16 protein-coding genes are annotated in these 14606 nt (G+C 66.9%); 6 read left to right on the forward strand and 10 right to left on the reverse strand.

What is annotated here, in order from left to right; all coding sequences use genetic code 11:
• The first annotated feature begins 18 nt into the window (after positions 1-18).
• From ABW16_RS27720 to ABW16_RS06300, 3 genes are read left to right on the forward strand one after another with little or no spacing between them, the layout of a single operon-like run.
• Complete coding sequence (locus tag ABW16_RS27720; RefSeq protein ID WP_024441860.1) at positions 19-147, forward strand: hypothetical protein; 129 nt, start codon at positions 19-21, stop codon at positions 145-147.
• Positions 144-839 (forward strand): hypothetical protein, encoded by a 696-nt coding sequence (locus tag ABW16_RS06295; protein WP_047318297.1) that lies wholly within the window; start codon positions 144-146, stop codon positions 837-839. Before ABW16_RS27720 ends, ABW16_RS06295 begins: the two co-directional genes overlap by 4 nt.
• Before the next feature lie 15 nt (positions 840-854).
• Positions 855-1238 carry a hypothetical protein gene (locus ABW16_RS06300; RefSeq protein WP_047318298.1) on the forward strand — a complete coding sequence of 128 codons (384 nt, stop codon included), beginning with the start codon at positions 855-857 and terminating at the stop codon, positions 1236-1238.
• 469 nt (positions 1239-1707) lie between these two features.
• Here the strand turns inward: ABW16_RS06300 and ABW16_RS06305 are convergent, their stop codons facing one another.
• The 8 genes from ABW16_RS06305 to ABW16_RS06340 all read right to left on the reverse strand — a co-directional run bounded on the left by ABW16_RS06305 (position 1708) and on the right by ABW16_RS06340 (position 10834).
• The gene (locus ABW16_RS06305) at positions 1708-2529 is read right to left on the reverse strand and encodes a mycofactocin-coupled SDR family oxidoreductase (RefSeq protein WP_047318299.1); all 822 of its coding nucleotides are present in this window, start codon (positions 2527-2529) and stop codon (positions 1708-1710) included.
• Positions 2530-2575: 46 nt separating this feature from the next.
• Complete coding sequence (locus ABW16_RS23825) at positions 2576-3877, reverse strand: PE-PPE domain-containing protein (RefSeq protein ID WP_052956798.1); 1302 nt, start codon at positions 3875-3877, stop codon at positions 2576-2578.
• Positions 3878-3938: 61 nt separating this feature from the next.
• The gene (locus tag ABW16_RS06315; RefSeq protein ID WP_047318300.1) at positions 3939-5480 is read right to left on the reverse strand and encodes a class I adenylate-forming enzyme family protein; all 1542 of its coding nucleotides are present in this window, start codon (positions 5478-5480) and stop codon (positions 3939-3941) included.
• Entirely contained in the window at positions 5473-6990 is a 1518-nt protein-coding gene (locus tag ABW16_RS06320) for a class I adenylate-forming enzyme family protein (protein ID WP_047318301.1), read from the reverse strand. Before ABW16_RS06320 ends, ABW16_RS06315 begins: the two co-directional genes overlap by 8 nt.
• Positions 6980-8446: a class I adenylate-forming enzyme family protein gene (locus tag ABW16_RS06325; protein WP_047318302.1), complete on the reverse strand. Its 1467-nt coding sequence runs from the start codon at positions 8444-8446 to the stop codon at positions 6980-6982. The genes ABW16_RS06320 and ABW16_RS06325 overlap by 11 nt, the downstream gene beginning before the upstream one ends.
• Positions 8446-9234, reverse strand: a complete 789-nt coding sequence (locus ABW16_RS06330; RefSeq protein WP_047318388.1) for an enoyl-CoA hydratase/isomerase family protein — start codon at positions 9232-9234, stop codon at positions 8446-8448. Before ABW16_RS06330 ends, ABW16_RS06325 begins: the two co-directional genes overlap by 1 nt.
• Positions 9231-10037, reverse strand: coding sequence for an enoyl-CoA hydratase/isomerase family protein (locus ABW16_RS06335; protein WP_047318303.1), 807 nt, complete (start codon positions 10035-10037; stop codon positions 9231-9233). Before ABW16_RS06335 ends, ABW16_RS06330 begins: the two co-directional genes overlap by 4 nt.
• Before the next feature lie 17 nt (positions 10038-10054).
• Positions 10055-10834: an enoyl-CoA hydratase/isomerase family protein gene (locus tag ABW16_RS06340; protein ID WP_412178183.1), complete on the reverse strand. Its 780-nt coding sequence runs from the start codon at positions 10832-10834 to the stop codon at positions 10055-10057.
• Positions 10835-10962: 128 nt separating this feature from the next.
• Here ABW16_RS06340 and ABW16_RS06345 point away from each other — a divergent pair, with 128 nt between their 5' ends.
• The 3 genes from ABW16_RS06345 to ABW16_RS06355 all read left to right on the forward strand — a co-directional run bounded on the left by ABW16_RS06345 (position 10963) and on the right by ABW16_RS06355 (position 13781).
• Positions 10963-11655, forward strand: coding sequence for a hotdog family protein (locus ABW16_RS06345; RefSeq protein WP_047318304.1), 693 nt, complete (start codon positions 10963-10965; stop codon positions 11653-11655).
• Positions 11652-12539 carry an enoyl-CoA hydratase/isomerase family protein gene (locus ABW16_RS06350; RefSeq protein WP_047318305.1) on the forward strand — a complete coding sequence of 296 codons (888 nt, stop codon included), beginning with the start codon at positions 11652-11654 and terminating at the stop codon, positions 12537-12539. Before ABW16_RS06345 ends, ABW16_RS06350 begins: the two co-directional genes overlap by 4 nt.
• A 66-nt stretch (positions 12540-12605) precedes the next feature.
• Positions 12606-13781, forward strand: a complete 1176-nt coding sequence (locus ABW16_RS06355) for a thiolase family protein (RefSeq protein WP_047318306.1) — start codon at positions 12606-12608, stop codon at positions 13779-13781.
• 161 nt (positions 13782-13942) lie between these two features.
• Here ABW16_RS06355 and ABW16_RS06360 read toward each other — a convergent pair whose 3' ends face one another.
• Positions 13943-14332, reverse strand: a complete 390-nt coding sequence (locus tag ABW16_RS06360; protein ID WP_047318307.1) for a type II toxin-antitoxin system VapC family toxin — start codon at positions 14330-14332, stop codon at positions 13943-13945.
• On the reverse strand, positions 14329-14562 hold the full coding sequence (locus tag ABW16_RS06365) for a type II toxin-antitoxin system Phd/YefM family antitoxin (RefSeq protein ID WP_047318308.1): 234 nt from the start codon (positions 14560-14562) through the stop codon (positions 14329-14331). Before ABW16_RS06365 ends, ABW16_RS06360 begins: the two co-directional genes overlap by 4 nt.
• Positions 14563-14606 lie beyond the last annotated feature (44 nt).

Consider the following 14606-nt stretch of genomic DNA (forward strand, 5'->3'; position numbering starts at 1 on the left):
GAAAGGAAGTCGCAGAACATGGACCAGCAAGAACGCAACCGCAAGCGAGCCCTGATCGTCTTTCAGATCTTCATCTACGGCTACCTGGCCATCATGTTCGGCATCCAGCTGTACATGTCGTTCGCGCGGGGATGGTGGCAGCTATGAGCGCGCCGGCTTCGGCGACAGACTTCGCCGCGCTCGACGATCATGAGACGCAATCGCGTGCCGCCCAGCGCCGAGCCGACCGCTGGATGATCGCCGGCGCAGCGTTGATGGGAATGTGGGTGCCGGGCATCATCGGCTTGCCGATCTTCCTGCGCGGCGCTTGGCTGCAGCGGCAATCACTGCACGCCGGCTTGGCCGTACGGCCGATGATCGTCACCCTGATCGGATACCTGGTGCTGATCGACGGCATGCTCAACAGCCTGGGTTGGTCGCTGGACCTGGTCGCCAACCACACCCTGATCAACCGGGTCCTGATGGTCGGCTGGGGCGGCATGTTCGATGCCGGCTATTTCTGGCACTACAACGAACTCTGGATCGGCGGCTCAGCCGGACCCGGCGAGAAATCCATGGTCTTCGGCATGATCCTCACGGTCTTTGCGATGCGCTGTGCCGCCGCGATCGGGTTCCTGCAGATGAAGCGCTGGGGCCACCAATGGATGATCGTCACCTGCTGGATGGGCGTACTCATCTGGATTCTCTACGTGTTCAACATGACCATGTATGCCGATGTGCGCTACGCCGGTGTGGTGTTCCCGGTGATCGGCTGGTGGCTCTACGACATCTTCTACATCACACCGTTTTTGGCGATCCCCTACCTGCACACCGTCAACCGGGAAATCTTCTCCGACTGATCAAGGAGCCCCACGATGGAAACACCTTCCGCCGACGCACTGCCGCCGGGCACCACCCCGTACTACGCACGGATGCACAAGTGGATCAAGCGCGCCACCTTGGTCTGCCTGGTGGCGCTCGTCATCGAGGGCGCCTTCACCCTGCCGTTCATGGCGGTGTACTACGGCTACCCGACGCTGAGCCTCACCCAGATCTGCAGTGAACTGCTCAAGACCCGGTTCTCCGACGACACCCTGGAGTGCAAGCACCCCTACCCGCCGCTCGGGCCACCAGAGGGTGCCGCAGGCAAGGCCAGTGCCCAAGACGAGTGGGGTATCCAGCCCGTTCCCCACTACCACCGGCTGCGTTTCCGGGAACTGGTGCGCATTCACAACGAGCGGATTGCGCAGCAGGACTAGCGCCGCCCGGGTCCGACCGGGCCGGGGCCGACGGGGCCCGGTCCGGCCGGGCCTACGCCGGCGGGGCCAACAACGCCACCAGGTCCCGCGGGGCCGCCAACACCGACGCCGAACGGTCCGACGGGTCCGACGATCGGATGCGGGTCTACGCCCCCGGGCTCGCACTGATTTGTGTCTGTGTTGAAGTACATGCCGTAGCCGCAGCCATCTAGCGGGTCGGCCTGGCTGACGGCAGGCGAAGCGAGGCCGATCAGGGCCGCTGATGTCACAGCGAGGGCAAATGCCGGCATCGTGGCGCAATGCCGCAGCGGTGAACTCATTGCCGTCCTCCTCCTGTTGTCAGCGGGACGCTGCTAACGGTGTCAGCCGGTCACCATAGTCGTGCGTAATCGGATCTAGGGGTGGATCAGTGGAATACGGTCCGCCCGACCTTGACGACGACAGTTCCCGTGACGAACAGGCACCCCGTTCAGTACTGGGTGCAGCCCTGATCCACCGGAATCGCGGCGGCGGTGACAAGGTGCGAGTCGGCGCTGGCCAGCCAGCACACCGTGCCGGCGATGTCCTCCGGTTCGGCCACCCACGTGGGCAGGAAAGGCGTGAGCATCTGAGACAACTGCGGGTTGGTCTCCATGGCCTGGTTCAGCGCACTCATCATGTCGCCGGTGCCCATGTCGGTGTTGACCGGACCGGGGTGCACGCTGTTGACCCGAATTGCGTGCTTGCCCAACTCGGCGGCGAACGCGCGGGCCATTCCGGTGACGGCGTGCTTGCTGGCCGTGTAGTGGACCATGAACGGCTGCATCTTGATGCCGGCGGCCGAACTGATCAAGATGATCGAGCCGCCGCGCTGCCCGGCGATGATGTGCGGTGCGCCGGCCATCACAGTGTTCCAGGTGCCAGTCACATTGATGTCCATGACATCGCGAAAGTTCTCCGGCGAGATGGCATCCCAGGCTTGGGGGGCAGCAACACCGGCGTTGGCGACGATGATGTCCAGCCTCCCCAGTGTGCTCACGCCGTCGGTGACTGCCTCACACAAGCCGTCGTAGTCGCGGGTGTCGACGATCGAGGACACCATGCGCTGCCCGGTGGCCTCCACCAGCCGGACGGTTTCGGCCAGATCTTCCGGGCTTGCCGGGTTGTACGGCACGCAGTCGGGCAGTTTCCCGGCCACGTCGACCGCGATGATGTCGGCTCCCTCGCTGGCCATCCGTACCGCGTGGGCGCGTCCCTGTCCCCGTGCAGCGCCGGTGATGAATGCCACCTTGCCGGTCAGTCGTCCTGTCATGCCTTCTCCTATGCCGTCGATCGATGGGTGCCCAAATGGGGTGATGTCAGCTGGTGAACAAGCCACCGAGGGGTCCGATGATGCCCAGGATCGGGTCGATCAGGGCCTGTTGAATGCCGGTCTCATCCAGCAGATCCTGGATGGCCAGGCCGATGGGTGCTTCAAGGGCGAAAAACGCTGTGAACGGATTGAAGTCGGCGTTGAGCTGTGTCATGGTGTCGTGATAAGAGGCGCCGATGTTCTCTTGCGACCACGACTGTGCTTGCACCAGAATACTTTCCAGTTCGGTATAACCGGGTAGCTGGGCGCCGAACAGCCCGAAGGCATTGTCAGCGCCCTGGACGACGGCCCTGGCGAGTTCGATGCTGAAGGTGATCGGATCCAGGGTGGGGAACAGCTGGACCGGCATCGGCTCACCAAACGGCACCGACCGGTCGTAGCCGGCTTCGATGATCACCTGCAGAGCGGGCTGGACGATGTCGAGCACGGATTGGGGAACACCCAAGGTCATCAGCGGGCCGAGCAGCGGCAGGGTGGTTGACGGGATCAGATAGAACGTGGTGTCGCCCTCCAGCTGCCTGACGATGTCCGAGGACCCGAGCACATATTCGTCAGCGTAAGGACCGGACAGCGGTTCGGACGGCGGCCAGAGTGCGGTGACGCCGGGAATGGCGCCGTCGCCATAGGCGGCGTGGGAATAGATGATGCCGAAGAACGAATTGAGGTCGGCGACCAGGTTGATCGGGTACTGCGGGAAGTCGGAGAAGAAGTCGTACTGGTTCGAGATGTCGATCGTGGGGATCCCCAGATCGGTCGGTTCGGCGCCGGGAAAGCTGCCGCCCAGGCCCGGAATGGTCAACCCCTCGAACCGCGCCACTTCGCCACCGTTGGGCCGGCTCGAGGAACCCAGCAGCAGGAACGTGACGTCCGGGATCGGCTGCCCGGAGGCCGCGAGCTCGGCGAGGTGAGTTTTCTCCATCACCGCGATCATCGCGCTCTGCGAATACCCTTCGACGACGAAGGGCTGGTCGGGATGCGCGATGAGCTGGGCGGCGATCGCATCCTGCAGATTCGCCAGGCCGGTGGGAACCGAAGGGCTGGCGAAAGATTCCGGGGTCGCGACCAGCACCGAGGTGTAGTCACCGCCGGTGGACGGGTTGATGTAGTCGGCGATAATGGCGTCTCGCCAGGCCTGACTGGGTGTCGGCATGCCGGTGCCGCCCATCATCAAGGCATTGAGCGGGCCCTCGGCCCGGGCGACTCCGGCTGGAGCCACCGGCGCCCATGCCAACAGTGCCATTGCCGCGCTGAACAGCAGTGCTGTGCCGCTACGCCGGTTACCGGCCATGACCCCACCCCCACTGTGGATTGCGCTTGACGGTAAACCGCGAAGTCGATGAGCGTCCTGCTTAATGGGCTTTTCCTTGGTGGTTGGCGGCCAGCAGCTTCCGCAGCCGCGGCATGTCCACCTTGCCCGTCGACCCGCGGGGAAGGGCCTCAGCTCCCTCGACCACCAGCCACACGGTCGGCACCTTGAACGAGCTCAACAGATCTCGACACCGGTCGCGCAAGTCATCGATCGTCAGCCCGTCGCCGGCCACCACCGCTCCCACCCTGCTCCGGTCTCCGTCGGGCACGTTGGTGACGACCGCGGCCTGGACACCGGCGATGCCGCGCAGGGCCGTCTCGACTTCGCTCGGATAGACCGTGGCGCCGCTGACCTTGAACATGTCGTCGGATCTGCCGTGGTAGAACAGGAACCCGTCGTGATCGAGCCGGCCCAGGTCGCCAGTGGGGTAGAAGCCGTCGACCGTGAAGACGTCCTCCCGGGTGCGACGGCAGATGCCGCGCAGCGTGTGCGGCCCGCGCAGCTGGATCATCCCGACCGTGCCGGCGGGCACCGGCACGCCGGTGTCGGTGTCGACGATCCGAACGTCCATGCCCGCGAACGGCTTACCGCAGCTGCCCCACGCCGAACGCGGTAGGTCGGTGTCGGCGGCGTAGCCGCAGTACGGCCCGAACGCCTCGGTCATCCCGAACAGGTTGGCCCTCGCCCCGGGCTCGGGGCGCAACTCCGGCGGCAGCAGCGCCTCCAGACTGCCCGGCCGTAACGCCGACAGGCCGGCGGTACCGGCGTGGCGGGCCAGTGCCGCGGCCTGGTCCGGCCAGCCGCGGAACAACGTGACCCGCTCGGACTCCAGCAACTGCAAGGTGGTCTCCGGCTTGGGAAGCTCCTCGGTGACCAGGGTGGCCCCGGCCAGCAGCGCCGACAGCACCCCGCCACCGAAGCCGCCGACCCAGAAGAACGGCATCGGCAGATACAGCCGGGTGTCGGCGTCGATGCAGCGGGCGGCCAGTCCGGACCGGACCGCGCCCAAGGCGCTGCCGTGCGAATGCAGCACACCCTTGGGCGGGCCGCTGCTGCCGGAGGTGAACATGATCAGCATCGGGTCGGCGGGGGTCACGGTCGCGGACAGCGCCTCGACGATTCTGGCGGGGCCGTCGCCGGCGGCGGCCGACGCCAAGCTTTGAGTGGACCAGACATGCTGCAGCGCAGGCAGATCCGCTGTCAGCGACGAGTCCGCGCGTAGGTCGTCGAGATAGCGGCGGCCACGGAACTCCTCGACGCTGATCAGAAACTGCACCGCAGCGACGCGAAGCTGCGCGCGCAGTTCCGGCGGGGTCAGCAGAGTGCTCAGGGGCACCAGCACCGCCCCGATCCGGGTGAGGGCGATCGCGATGCGGACCCAGTCAACGCCGTTGGGCATGATCAACCCCGCCCGGGTGCCCTTGCCGATACCAGCCTGAACGAAGACCGCGGCCAGCTCACGCGACGTCGAGTCGAGCTCGGCATAGCTGAGTCGGTTGATCGGGTCGATCACCGCCGGTTTGCCCCGATGGAGAGCGGCATGGGCGCGGACCAGGGCGTCGACGGTCAGAGTCTCAGGCATCGAGCGCCTCCGCCAGCCGTCGCAGATCGACTTTCCCGCTGGACAGCAACGGGATCCGGGCCGCGGGGACGCTCGTGATCCGGCGCGGGATCTTGTAGGCGGACAGCTCGGTGGCAAGTCGAGCCCTTAGCTGTCCCTCGTCGATCGCGCCATCGCCGGTCACGATGACCGCGGCCACCAGCTGTCCACGGACGGGATCGGGGACGCCGAACACGTGCGCGATGGATCCGCCGGTGACGTTGGCGATGGCTCGCTCCACCTCGGCCGGAGACACATTGGCTCCGGCGGTCTTGATCACCCTGTCTCGTCGGCCCAAGAAGTAGTAGAAGCCGTCGGCGTCGGTGCGGACCAGATCGCCGGTGTGGAACCAGCCCTCGGCGTCGAAACACTCTTCGCGGCTGCGCTTGTGGTAGCGCCGCATCAGGTAGGGGCCGCGCACCCACAGTTCCCCGTCCTCGATGCGGCACTCGAACCCCGGAGCGGGTTTGCCGTAGCTACCGCGACGGTGTTCGGGCTGGTCGGTGTCGTCGTCACTGAGCAATATCGGGCCCCCGGTCTCGGTCATCCCGAGCATGCTGTGCCGCAGCCCAGGGTCGGCCGGGCGCGCTTCTGGCGCCATGATCGGGTACAGGTTGCCGCGCCGGAGGCTGGTCAGGTCTCGGTCGCTGAGGCTGGGATGCTGACTCAGGGCGGCGATACCGTTGACGAAACCATTGGTCAGCGTGGGCTTCTCGGCCTCCAGCAGGTCCAGCGTGATGGCGGGGTCGGTGGCGTTGGAACACAGCAGCGTCGATCCGGCCAGCACCGTGGCCAGCAGCGCGAACGCGAACCCGCCGATCCAAAAGAACGGCGAGTTGCAGAACAGGGTGTCCTCAGCGGTGAGTCGCCGGATCGCGTTGAGATTGCGTTGGTGGCCGATCAGGCTCGCGTGACTGTGCACCGCGCCTTTGGGCGTGCCGCTCGACCCGGAGGTGTAGATGATCGCCAGCGAGTCACCGCCGTCGACGTCGTTCTCCAAGGCTTCTACGGTGGCCTGGTCGCCCGGTGCTCCGGAGTTCTCGGCGTCGAACAGCACATGGCGCAGTTGCGGCGCGTACACGCTGAACAGCGGTGCTGCGCTGTCGATATCGACGTCGACGAGAACCTCGGCCAGCCGAGCCCGATAGTCGTGTGATCGGTACGATTCGGCCGTCAGCAGGATCCGCACGTCGCTGTGCACCAGTTGGTCACGCAGCTCGGGTGCCGTGGACGGGGTCGGGAATGGGACCACCACCGCGCCGATGCGGCCCGCGGCGAGCATGCCGACCACGAACGCTGGGCCGTTGGGATACAACAGTCCGATGTGGCTGCCCTTGCCGGCGCCCAGTGCGACGAGCCGGCGGGCCAACGCGGCGGAACGCTGGTCGGCGTCGGCGTAACTGATCCGCTCGGTGTCGCAGATCAGCAGTGGGTGGTCGCCGCGAGTCCGCGCTTGGACGCGCAGGATCTGTGGGAGGGTCTCAGTCAGCATTCTTGCTCGACATACCGATCAGCTCCCGAACCGCGCCCAGGTCGGCCTTGCCCGAAGGCGTACGCGGGATGACGTCGACGATCGCGATCTCGGTGGGAATCTCATAGCGGGCCAGTCGGCCGCGCAGAAACTCGGTCAGCGTCCCGGCGTCGGCGAAGGCTCCAGACCGCAGCTCGACCGCCGCCACCGGAGTCTGCCCAAGACGCTCGTCGGCACGGCCCACGACGGCGGCGCCTTTGACCGCCGGATGCGCCTCCAGAGCGACCCGCACGTCGTCGGGCAACACCTTGAATCCGCCGCGGATAATGGCCTGATCCGCCCGGCCCAGGATCCACAGGAAGCCGTCGGCGTCGATGCGCGCCAGATCGGTGGTCCGCATCCACTCCGCGCCGGGGCCCAGCTGGCCCGGTTTGACCTCCAGCAGCCCGGGCTGATCGGGGCCGAGTGGGGCGCCGTCGTCGTCGACCACGCGCAGTTGCGCGCCGAGGCTGGCGCGCCCGACGCTGCCGCGTTTGTCCTGCCAGTACTGCTGATAGTCGGCCAGTGTCCAGCCGGCTACGCCGCCGCCGAATTCGGTTGCGGCGTAAGAGGTGAGCACCGGGATGCCGAACTTGGCGGTGAACGCGTCGGCGTCGTCGGCGGACAGCGGAGCGGTACCCGAGGTGACCGCACGGATCCCGGCCAGGTCCTCGCGGCTGAGGTCCGAATGCAGCACCGTGCGCAACGCGGCCGGCACCAACGAGACCGCGCGCGGCCGACAGGTGCGTACCGCCTCGGCCCAGCGCTGCAGCTCGAATCGCTCCAGCAGCACAAAGGATCGTGCCTCGGCGATGCACTGCAACACCCGGTACACGCCACCGATGTGCACCAGCGGCGAGTTGACGATCGCGATGCCGCGTCGCAGCTGCGGTGCCGGGGCATGCTCGGGGTCGGGACCGATCACGCTGTGCGCCAACATGTCGTAACGCAGGTCGACGCGCTTAGGCGGCCCGGTGGTTCCGCTGGTCAGCATCCACACCGCCACGCCGGGGCGCCCGGAATCCGGGTTGGGCTCGCTCGCCACGTCGATCTGCGGGGCGGTGGCGAGATCGCAGATCGTCACCACGGCGGTGCGCCGTGTCGCGGTCACCAGGGCGGCCAGATCATCGGGATCCCCGATGATCACGGGCAGTTCCAGCGCCGCGATTTCGCTGCGGGTGCGGTCGTCGCCGCGGGACGGATTGATCACCACCACGCAGCCCCCGGCCAGCAGCACGCCGAGCAACGCGGCCACCTGCGGGGGGCGGTTGCGCAGCAGGATCCCGACTCGTCCACCGGCCGGTGTCAGCTCGGCGATGCGCCGCGCCAGGGTCGCGAGCTGCGACCAGGAATACCACTGGCCGTCGTATTGCAGTGCCGGTGCCTCAGGCGCCAGATCGAGCACCTCGGCAATGCGCCGGCTCAGCGGATGCGGCATCAGCGGATCCGCGGCGGTGTGGCGGGGCGCGGCGGCAGTGCGTCGAGTTCGGCCTTGCCCAGTGGGTTGCCCAGCCTGGTGTAGATCAGGCCCTGATCCAGGGCGGCACGGTACGGTTTGTCCAGCGACTCCCAGATCGCCTTCACCGTGCCCTGGGTGGCCGACGGCGGCTTGGCCGCAATCGTGGCGGCAATCTCCTGGGCTCGCGTCCAGAGCTGTTCGCGCACCACGATTTCCGATACCAAGCCGATGCGCAACGCGGTGTCGGCACTGACCCGCTCATCGTTGCCCATCAGCGCGATCCGCAGGGTCTCCCCCAACCCGATTCGGCGCATCAGCCCGATCGGCTCGAGTGCGCAGACCAGTCCGGCAGAGACGTGGGAGTCGAAGAACGTGGCGTCGTCCGAGCAGATCACCACGTCGGCTTCGTTGAGGAAGTAGAACGCTCCGGCGGTGCACATGCCCTGCACGGCACAGATGACGGGTTTGAACATCTTCTGCCACTTGGGACTGAGCAACTCGCCGGGATCTTCGTGATGCCAGACGTTGTCGGGTTGTCCGTAGGAGGATTTGATGTCCAGCCCGGCGCTGAACGCCCGGTCACCGGCGGCACGCAGCACGACGGCGTTGACCTGACTGTCGAGTTTGACGATCCGCCACGCCGCGGCCATCTCCTCGCACATGGTGCGGTCGAACGCGTTGAGCCGGTCCGGCCGGTTCAACGTGATGGTCGCGACGCGCGCGGCGCGATCGAAGTCGAGCAGGATGGTGGTGAAGTCGGTGCTCATCGGCACTGCCATTCCGGTGCCCGCTTCTCGACGAAGGCCCGCGGCCCCTCCAGCGAATCCTCGGTGTGCAGGTTGCGTTCCCGGAACGACTCGGCGAGCATCTCCGCCTCGTGCAGCGGCAGGTCCAAGCCCTTGAGGATCGCCAGCCGGGTACCGCGCACTGCCAGCGGCGCGTTGGAGTTCAAGACGTCGGCGATCTCGTGAGCGCGCTCGAGCAGCCGGTCGTGTTCCACCACCTCGCTGATCATGCCGAGGTCGTAGGCTCGTTGAGCGTCCATCCGCTCGTGCTTGCCCATCATGGCCATCCGCAGCGCGATCGAGCGGGGCAGCACCCGGGCCAACCGGACCACTTCGCGCCCGGCGACCAGGCCGATCGAGACGTGCGGGTCGAAGAACGTCGCGCGGTCCGAGGCGATCACGATGTCGCAGGTGGTCACCCAGTCCAGTCCTGCGCCGCAACAGATCCCGTTGATGGCCGCCAGCACGGGTTTGGCCATCGTCCGGAACGGGGGAGTGCCCTCCTGCGGAGCCTCCCACTGCTCGTAGGTGGACAGATACGGCCGTTCATTGATCACCTTGCCGTCGCCGGGGATCTCCTTGACGTCGGCTCCGGTGCAGAACGCCCGCCCGTTGCCGGTGACGATGACCACCCACACCGCCTCGTCGCTCTCGGCCTCGGCATAGGCGGCGCGCAGTTCGGTGACCATGTGCGGGCTCAGCGCGTTGAGCGCCTCAGGACGGTTCAGTGTGATCGTGGCGGTGTGCCCGCGCACGTCGTAGTCGATGGTGTCGAACGTCGGCATGGCCGATCCCTTTCCTGTCAGCGGCCGGTGAAGCCAGGCGGGCGCCGCTGCGCAAACGCGGCCAATCCCTCTTTGAAATCTCCTGTACGGCAGCTGAGCTCGAGATTGAACAGCTCCTGGGTCAGGGATTGTTGCAGCGTTGCCTGCTGTCCGTAATGGAGCGCTTGCTTGGTCAGACCGATCGCTACCGTAGGTCCCTGCGCCAAGGCGGCCAACAGTTCTTCGGTGGCGGAGTCCACGTCCGCCGGCGCCACCGCCTGGTGGATCAGCCCCCAGTCCTGCGCGGATGCGCCACTGACCTGCTCGCCGAGCAGCAACATGCGTCGGGCCCGCGCCAGCCCCACCAGACGCGGCAGCAGCCAGGTCGATCCCGAGTCGGGACTGAAGCCGCGCGCCACAAACGGCTCCCAGAACACCGCGTCGGTGGCGGCCACGGTGAAGTCGGCGGCCAGCGCCAGGTTGCAGCCCAGGCCCACCGCCCAACCGCGCACGCTGCACACCACCGGCAGCTGGATGGTGTGGATCAGTTCGATCACCCGGTGCGCGGCGTGCGGGATGCGGCGCACCAGATCGCCGGTACGGGGTCGTTGGTCGCCGGCATTGGTGGCCACCCAGTCGGCGCCCGCGCAGAAGTCATCACCGGCGCCCCGGATATGGATGGCGCGCAACGTGTCGTCGCTCGCCGCCTCGGTCAAGGCCGTGACCAGTGCAGCGGTCATCGACGAGCTCAGGCAATTCCGGCGATCCGGACGCGCCAAGGTCAGCCGGAGCAGCGCGCCGTCACGCAGCGCCGTCACCGCACCGTCGGGCGCGGAGCCGGACCCGGAATCGGGGGAGTCGGCCACGGTGGTGTCCACCTTTCAACGCTATATCGTGATAGCTACAGTAGGCTATACGATTAACGCGGTTCGGCGGAGAAAGGCCTATGGCGGACGGTTCGGGGAACTCAGTGATTTCGACCGGCGACGCCGCCCGTTTCGGCGAGCTGCCGCTGGCGCAGACCGTCGCGGTGGCCGGCGCCATGCGGCGCCTGACCGGGCTGCTGCTCGCGTTGGAGCATCCGCATCCGGCGGTGGACGACATGCTGACGCGGTTCAGCGACTGGGAGCGGCAACTGGCCGCCGTCGCCCCCGTCGAGGCGATGCCCCGCCTGGAGGATGCCGACGGCCAGGGCGGTCGGGTCTACCTGGCGCACGCATTCGACGTCGGGTCGTTCAATCCTTGCTTCCCGGAGTATCGCTTCGATCACCTCGATGGTGAGACCGCCTCGGGTACAGTCACTTTCCCGCTGCCCTACGAAGGTCCGCCGGGGCTGGTACACGGCGGCTTTCTCGGGGTGTTCTTCGACTGCGTGACTCAGCATCAGAGCTGTGCGGCCGGCTCGGCCGGGCGAACCCGCTCACTGCTGGTCACCTACCGGCGCCCGACGCCGATTCTCACCGAGCTGGACTTCGACATCGTGCGAGCCGAGGTGGAGCGGGGCATCGCCTCCACCGCGCGACTTCTCCATCACGGCGAACTGCTGTGCACCGGCGAGGTCACCACCGCCGCGGCGCCGCCGAACAAATTGAGTGCCATTCGATTCGGCCGCAGACAGGATGAGGAGTCCCACCGATGAGCGCTGCCGAGACCACCGACGACCGGGTGCTCTTCGATGTCGATCCCGACGGGCGCATCGCCACCATCACGCTGAACAATCCCGGCCGGCGTAACTCCTACGATGCCGCCATGCGCGACGCGGTCGCCCGCTGCCTGGACCGGGTCGCCGAGGACGACGATCTGGTCGTGGTGCTGCTGCGTGGCGCCGAGGGAGTGTTCAGCACCGGGGCCGACATGAACAACGCCTACGGCTGGTACGGCGAGCGCGGGGAGGCTCCGCAGCCGGCGGCCAAGGGCAGGCCCAGCCAACGGCGCCGGCTTACCGTGGACCGCAAATCTTTCGGCTTCTACCACAATCTGATGGGCTTCCCGAAAGTCACGGTCGGTGAGATCAGCGGGTACGCGCTCGGCGGCGGTTTCGAGATGGCGCTGATGACCGACCTCTCGGTGATCGCGCGGGACACCAAGATCGGTATGCCCGCGACGCGGTTTCTGGGCCCAGCCCTGGGCAGCCTGCACATGTTCTTTCATCGCCTCGGCCCCGTGCTGGCGCGGCGACTGCTGCTGACCGGCGACATCATCGAGGCCGCCGCGGTCGAGCATCTGGGTGTGTTCACCGAGACGTGCGACCCGGCGGCGGTGACGGCACGGGCACGGTACTGGGCGTGCAAGGCGGCGAAGATGCCCGCCGACGGGGTGGTCATCGCCAAGGAGGCGTTCCGGCTGGTCGAGCAGAGCCAGGCGTATCAGGGCGAAGAGGTGGCCAGCTATCTATTTCACGCCTACGGCACCAACCTGCAGTTCGCACCGGGAGAGTTCAACTTCGTCAAGACCCGGGCGCAGCACGGAACTAAGGAGGCGTTCCGGCTGCGTGACGAGCACTTTCACGTACCGGAGCCGTAAGGCGGGTGGGTCCAGCAGGAACATCGTTAGCTTTACAAATCAGTCGAATAATGTAAGGTCGGAAAAATGCCTACACCTGTCATTGTCGGTGCTGTTCGCACGGCCATCGGACGTTCGTTCAAGGGGACACTGGTCAACACGCCCCCGGAGACCCTGATCACCACGGTGCTGCCCGAGGTGGTGCGGCGGTCCGGCGTCGAGCCGACCGAGATCGACGACATCATCTTCGCCGAATCCCACTACGGCGGCGGCGATCTCGCCCGCTATGCGGCAGCCGCCTGCGGCATGGAGTCGGTACCCGGCCAGTCGGTCAACCGGCACTGTGCCGGCAGCCTGACCGCGATCGGCAACGCCTCCGCGCAGATCGGTTCCGGGATGGAGCGGGTGCTGATCGCCGGCGGTGTGCAGTCGCTGTCGATGACGCCGCTGACGAACTGGCGCATCCCCGGCCCCGAGCTGAAGTTCGAGGAGCGCTGGATGCCGCCGACCCACCCGGAGACCCCGGATGCGCCCACCCGCGACATGTCGATCACGGTGGGGTGGAACACCGCGCAGGCCGCGGGCATCAGCCGCGAGGAGATGGACGCCTGGGCCGCGCGGTCGCATCAGCGGGCGATCGCCGCGATCGACGCCGGCAAGTTCGTCGACGAGATCATCCCGCTGAAGGTCGAACTGCCCGACGGTTCGGTGACCGAGTTCAAGGTCGATGAGTTCCCGCGCCGTGAAACCACCGTGGAGAAACTGGCGGGCCTGAAGGTGCTGCACCCCGAGATCGAGGGGTTCTCGATCACCGCCGGCAACAGCAGCGGCACCAACGACGCCGCGGCCGCGGTCGCGCTGGTCGACTCCGACTACGCCCGCGATAAGGGCCTGACCGTGATGGGAACCGTCAAAGCCTGGGGCTCGGTCGGTGTTGCGCCCCGCGACACCGGGCTCGGCGGCGTCAAGGTGATCGGCAAGGTACTGCAGCGGGCCGGACTGTCCGTCGGCGACGTCGCGCTGTGGGAGATCAACGAGGCCTTCGCCTCGGTGCCGATCGCGGCGTGCAAGGAATACGGCATCGACGAAGAGCTGGTGAACTTCTCCGGCAGCGGCTGCAGCCTCGGTCACCCGATCGCCGCATCCGGTGCCCGGATGGTGACCACCCTGCTCTACGAACTGAAGCGGCGCGGCGGCGGCATCGGTGTGGCTGCCATGTGCGCCGGTGGCGGCCAGGGCGGCGCGGTGGTGATCGAGGTCTAGCCCGGCCAGACCCCATAGGGATAGTCGCCCGCCCTTGCGCGACAAATTGCAGCGGGCCTGTCCACGCGGTCGCAGTTGTCGCTCAAAGCCGGCCAACTGCCCTATTCCCTAAGCCGACCTATGCCTGACTAAGCGAGCCGCCCGGCTCTGGCGGGCCTGGTTCATGCTGCGAGGGTTGGAGTGATAGCTGCACCGACGATCTTCGCGTCACGGGTGGCGATAGTCAGATTGCGGCGTAATGCCTGCGCGACAATGATGCGGTCGAACGGGTCACGGTGTTCCCACGGAAGCCGGCCGGCAAGGATCGCGTCAGCGGAGTCGATCGCCAGCTCGGTGCTGCTCATGTCGGCGACGACGTCCGTCCAGGTCGACAGCAGAGCCGCACCGTCGAGGCGGCCCAGCCGCGTCTTGGTCGCGATTTCCCATGCCGAGGCAGCGGTGACCCAGATGGAGGTTCCCGGGTCGGACAGGATCGCGAGCGCTTCGGCTTCCAGGCGCGACGGCTTGCTCACCAGCCAAAGCAGCGTGTGGGTATCGAGCAGGATATTCACGCCTCGACGTCTTCCCAGGCCGCGAGTTCTGCTGCCGGCAGCGCGTCGTCGAAGTCGTCGGGCACGACGAGGCGCGGCAGCTGGCCGAACCTGCGCGGGACGGCCGTGATTGGTATGAGCTGCGCGACGGGCTGGCCATGGTTGGTGATGGTGAACGACGCACCGGCCTTGACGTCATTCAAGAGCCGGTTGAGCTGATTTTTGGCGTCCGTGCTGCTGATCGTCTCCACGGAAAGTATGGTAGCCGCGCTACGCGGGTCGCGCTAGCGGCACT

The sequence above is a fragment of the Mycolicibacter heraklionensis genome (assembly GCF_001021505.1).
Taxonomy (GTDB): domain Bacteria; phylum Actinomycetota; class Actinomycetes; order Mycobacteriales; family Mycobacteriaceae; genus Mycobacterium; species Mycobacterium heraklionense.

What these genes read in the sequence shown, in the direction of transcription:
- ABW16_RS23825 (WP_052956798.1), bottom strand. Translation starts at nt 3,877, where the DNA reads ATGGCCGGTAACCGGCGTAGCGGCACAGCACTGCTGTTCAGCGCGGCA.
- ABW16_RS06320 (WP_047318301.1), bottom strand. Translation starts at nt 6,990, where the DNA reads ATGCTGACTGAGACCCTCCCACAGATCCTGCGCGTCCAAGCGCGGACT.
- ABW16_RS06325 (WP_047318302.1), bottom strand. Translation starts at nt 8,446, where the DNA reads ATGCCGCATCCGCTGAGCCGGCGCATTGCCGAGGTGCTCGATCTGGCG.
- ABW16_RS06295 (WP_047318297.1), top strand. Translation starts at nt 144, where the DNA reads ATGAGCGCGCCGGCTTCGGCGACAGACTTCGCCGCGCTCGACGATCAT.
- ABW16_RS06300 (WP_047318298.1), top strand. Translation starts at nt 855, where the DNA reads ATGGAAACACCTTCCGCCGACGCACTGCCGCCGGGCACCACCCCGTAC.
- ABW16_RS06305 (WP_047318299.1), bottom strand. Translation starts at nt 2,529, where the DNA reads ATGACAGGACGACTGACCGGCAAGGTGGCATTCATCACCGGCGCTGCA.
- ABW16_RS06355 (WP_047318306.1), top strand. Translation starts at nt 12,606, where the DNA reads ATGCCTACACCTGTCATTGTCGGTGCTGTTCGCACGGCCATCGGACGT.
- ABW16_RS27720 (WP_024441860.1), top strand. Translation starts at nt 19, where the DNA reads ATGGACCAGCAAGAACGCAACCGCAAGCGAGCCCTGATCGTCTTTCAG.
- ABW16_RS06345 (WP_047318304.1), top strand. Translation starts at nt 10,963, where the DNA reads ATGGCGGACGGTTCGGGGAACTCAGTGATTTCGACCGGCGACGCCGCC.
- ABW16_RS06335 (WP_047318303.1), bottom strand. Translation starts at nt 10,037, where the DNA reads ATGCCGACGTTCGACACCATCGACTACGACGTGCGCGGGCACACCGCC.
- ABW16_RS06330 (WP_047318388.1), bottom strand. Translation starts at nt 9,234, where the DNA reads ATGAGCACCGACTTCACCACCATCCTGCTCGACTTCGATCGCGCCGCG.
- ABW16_RS06350 (WP_047318305.1), top strand. Translation starts at nt 11,652, where the DNA reads ATGAGCGCTGCCGAGACCACCGACGACCGGGTGCTCTTCGATGTCGAT.
- ABW16_RS06315 (WP_047318300.1), bottom strand. Translation starts at nt 5,480, where the DNA reads ATGCCTGAGACTCTGACCGTCGACGCCCTGGTCCGCGCCCATGCCGCT.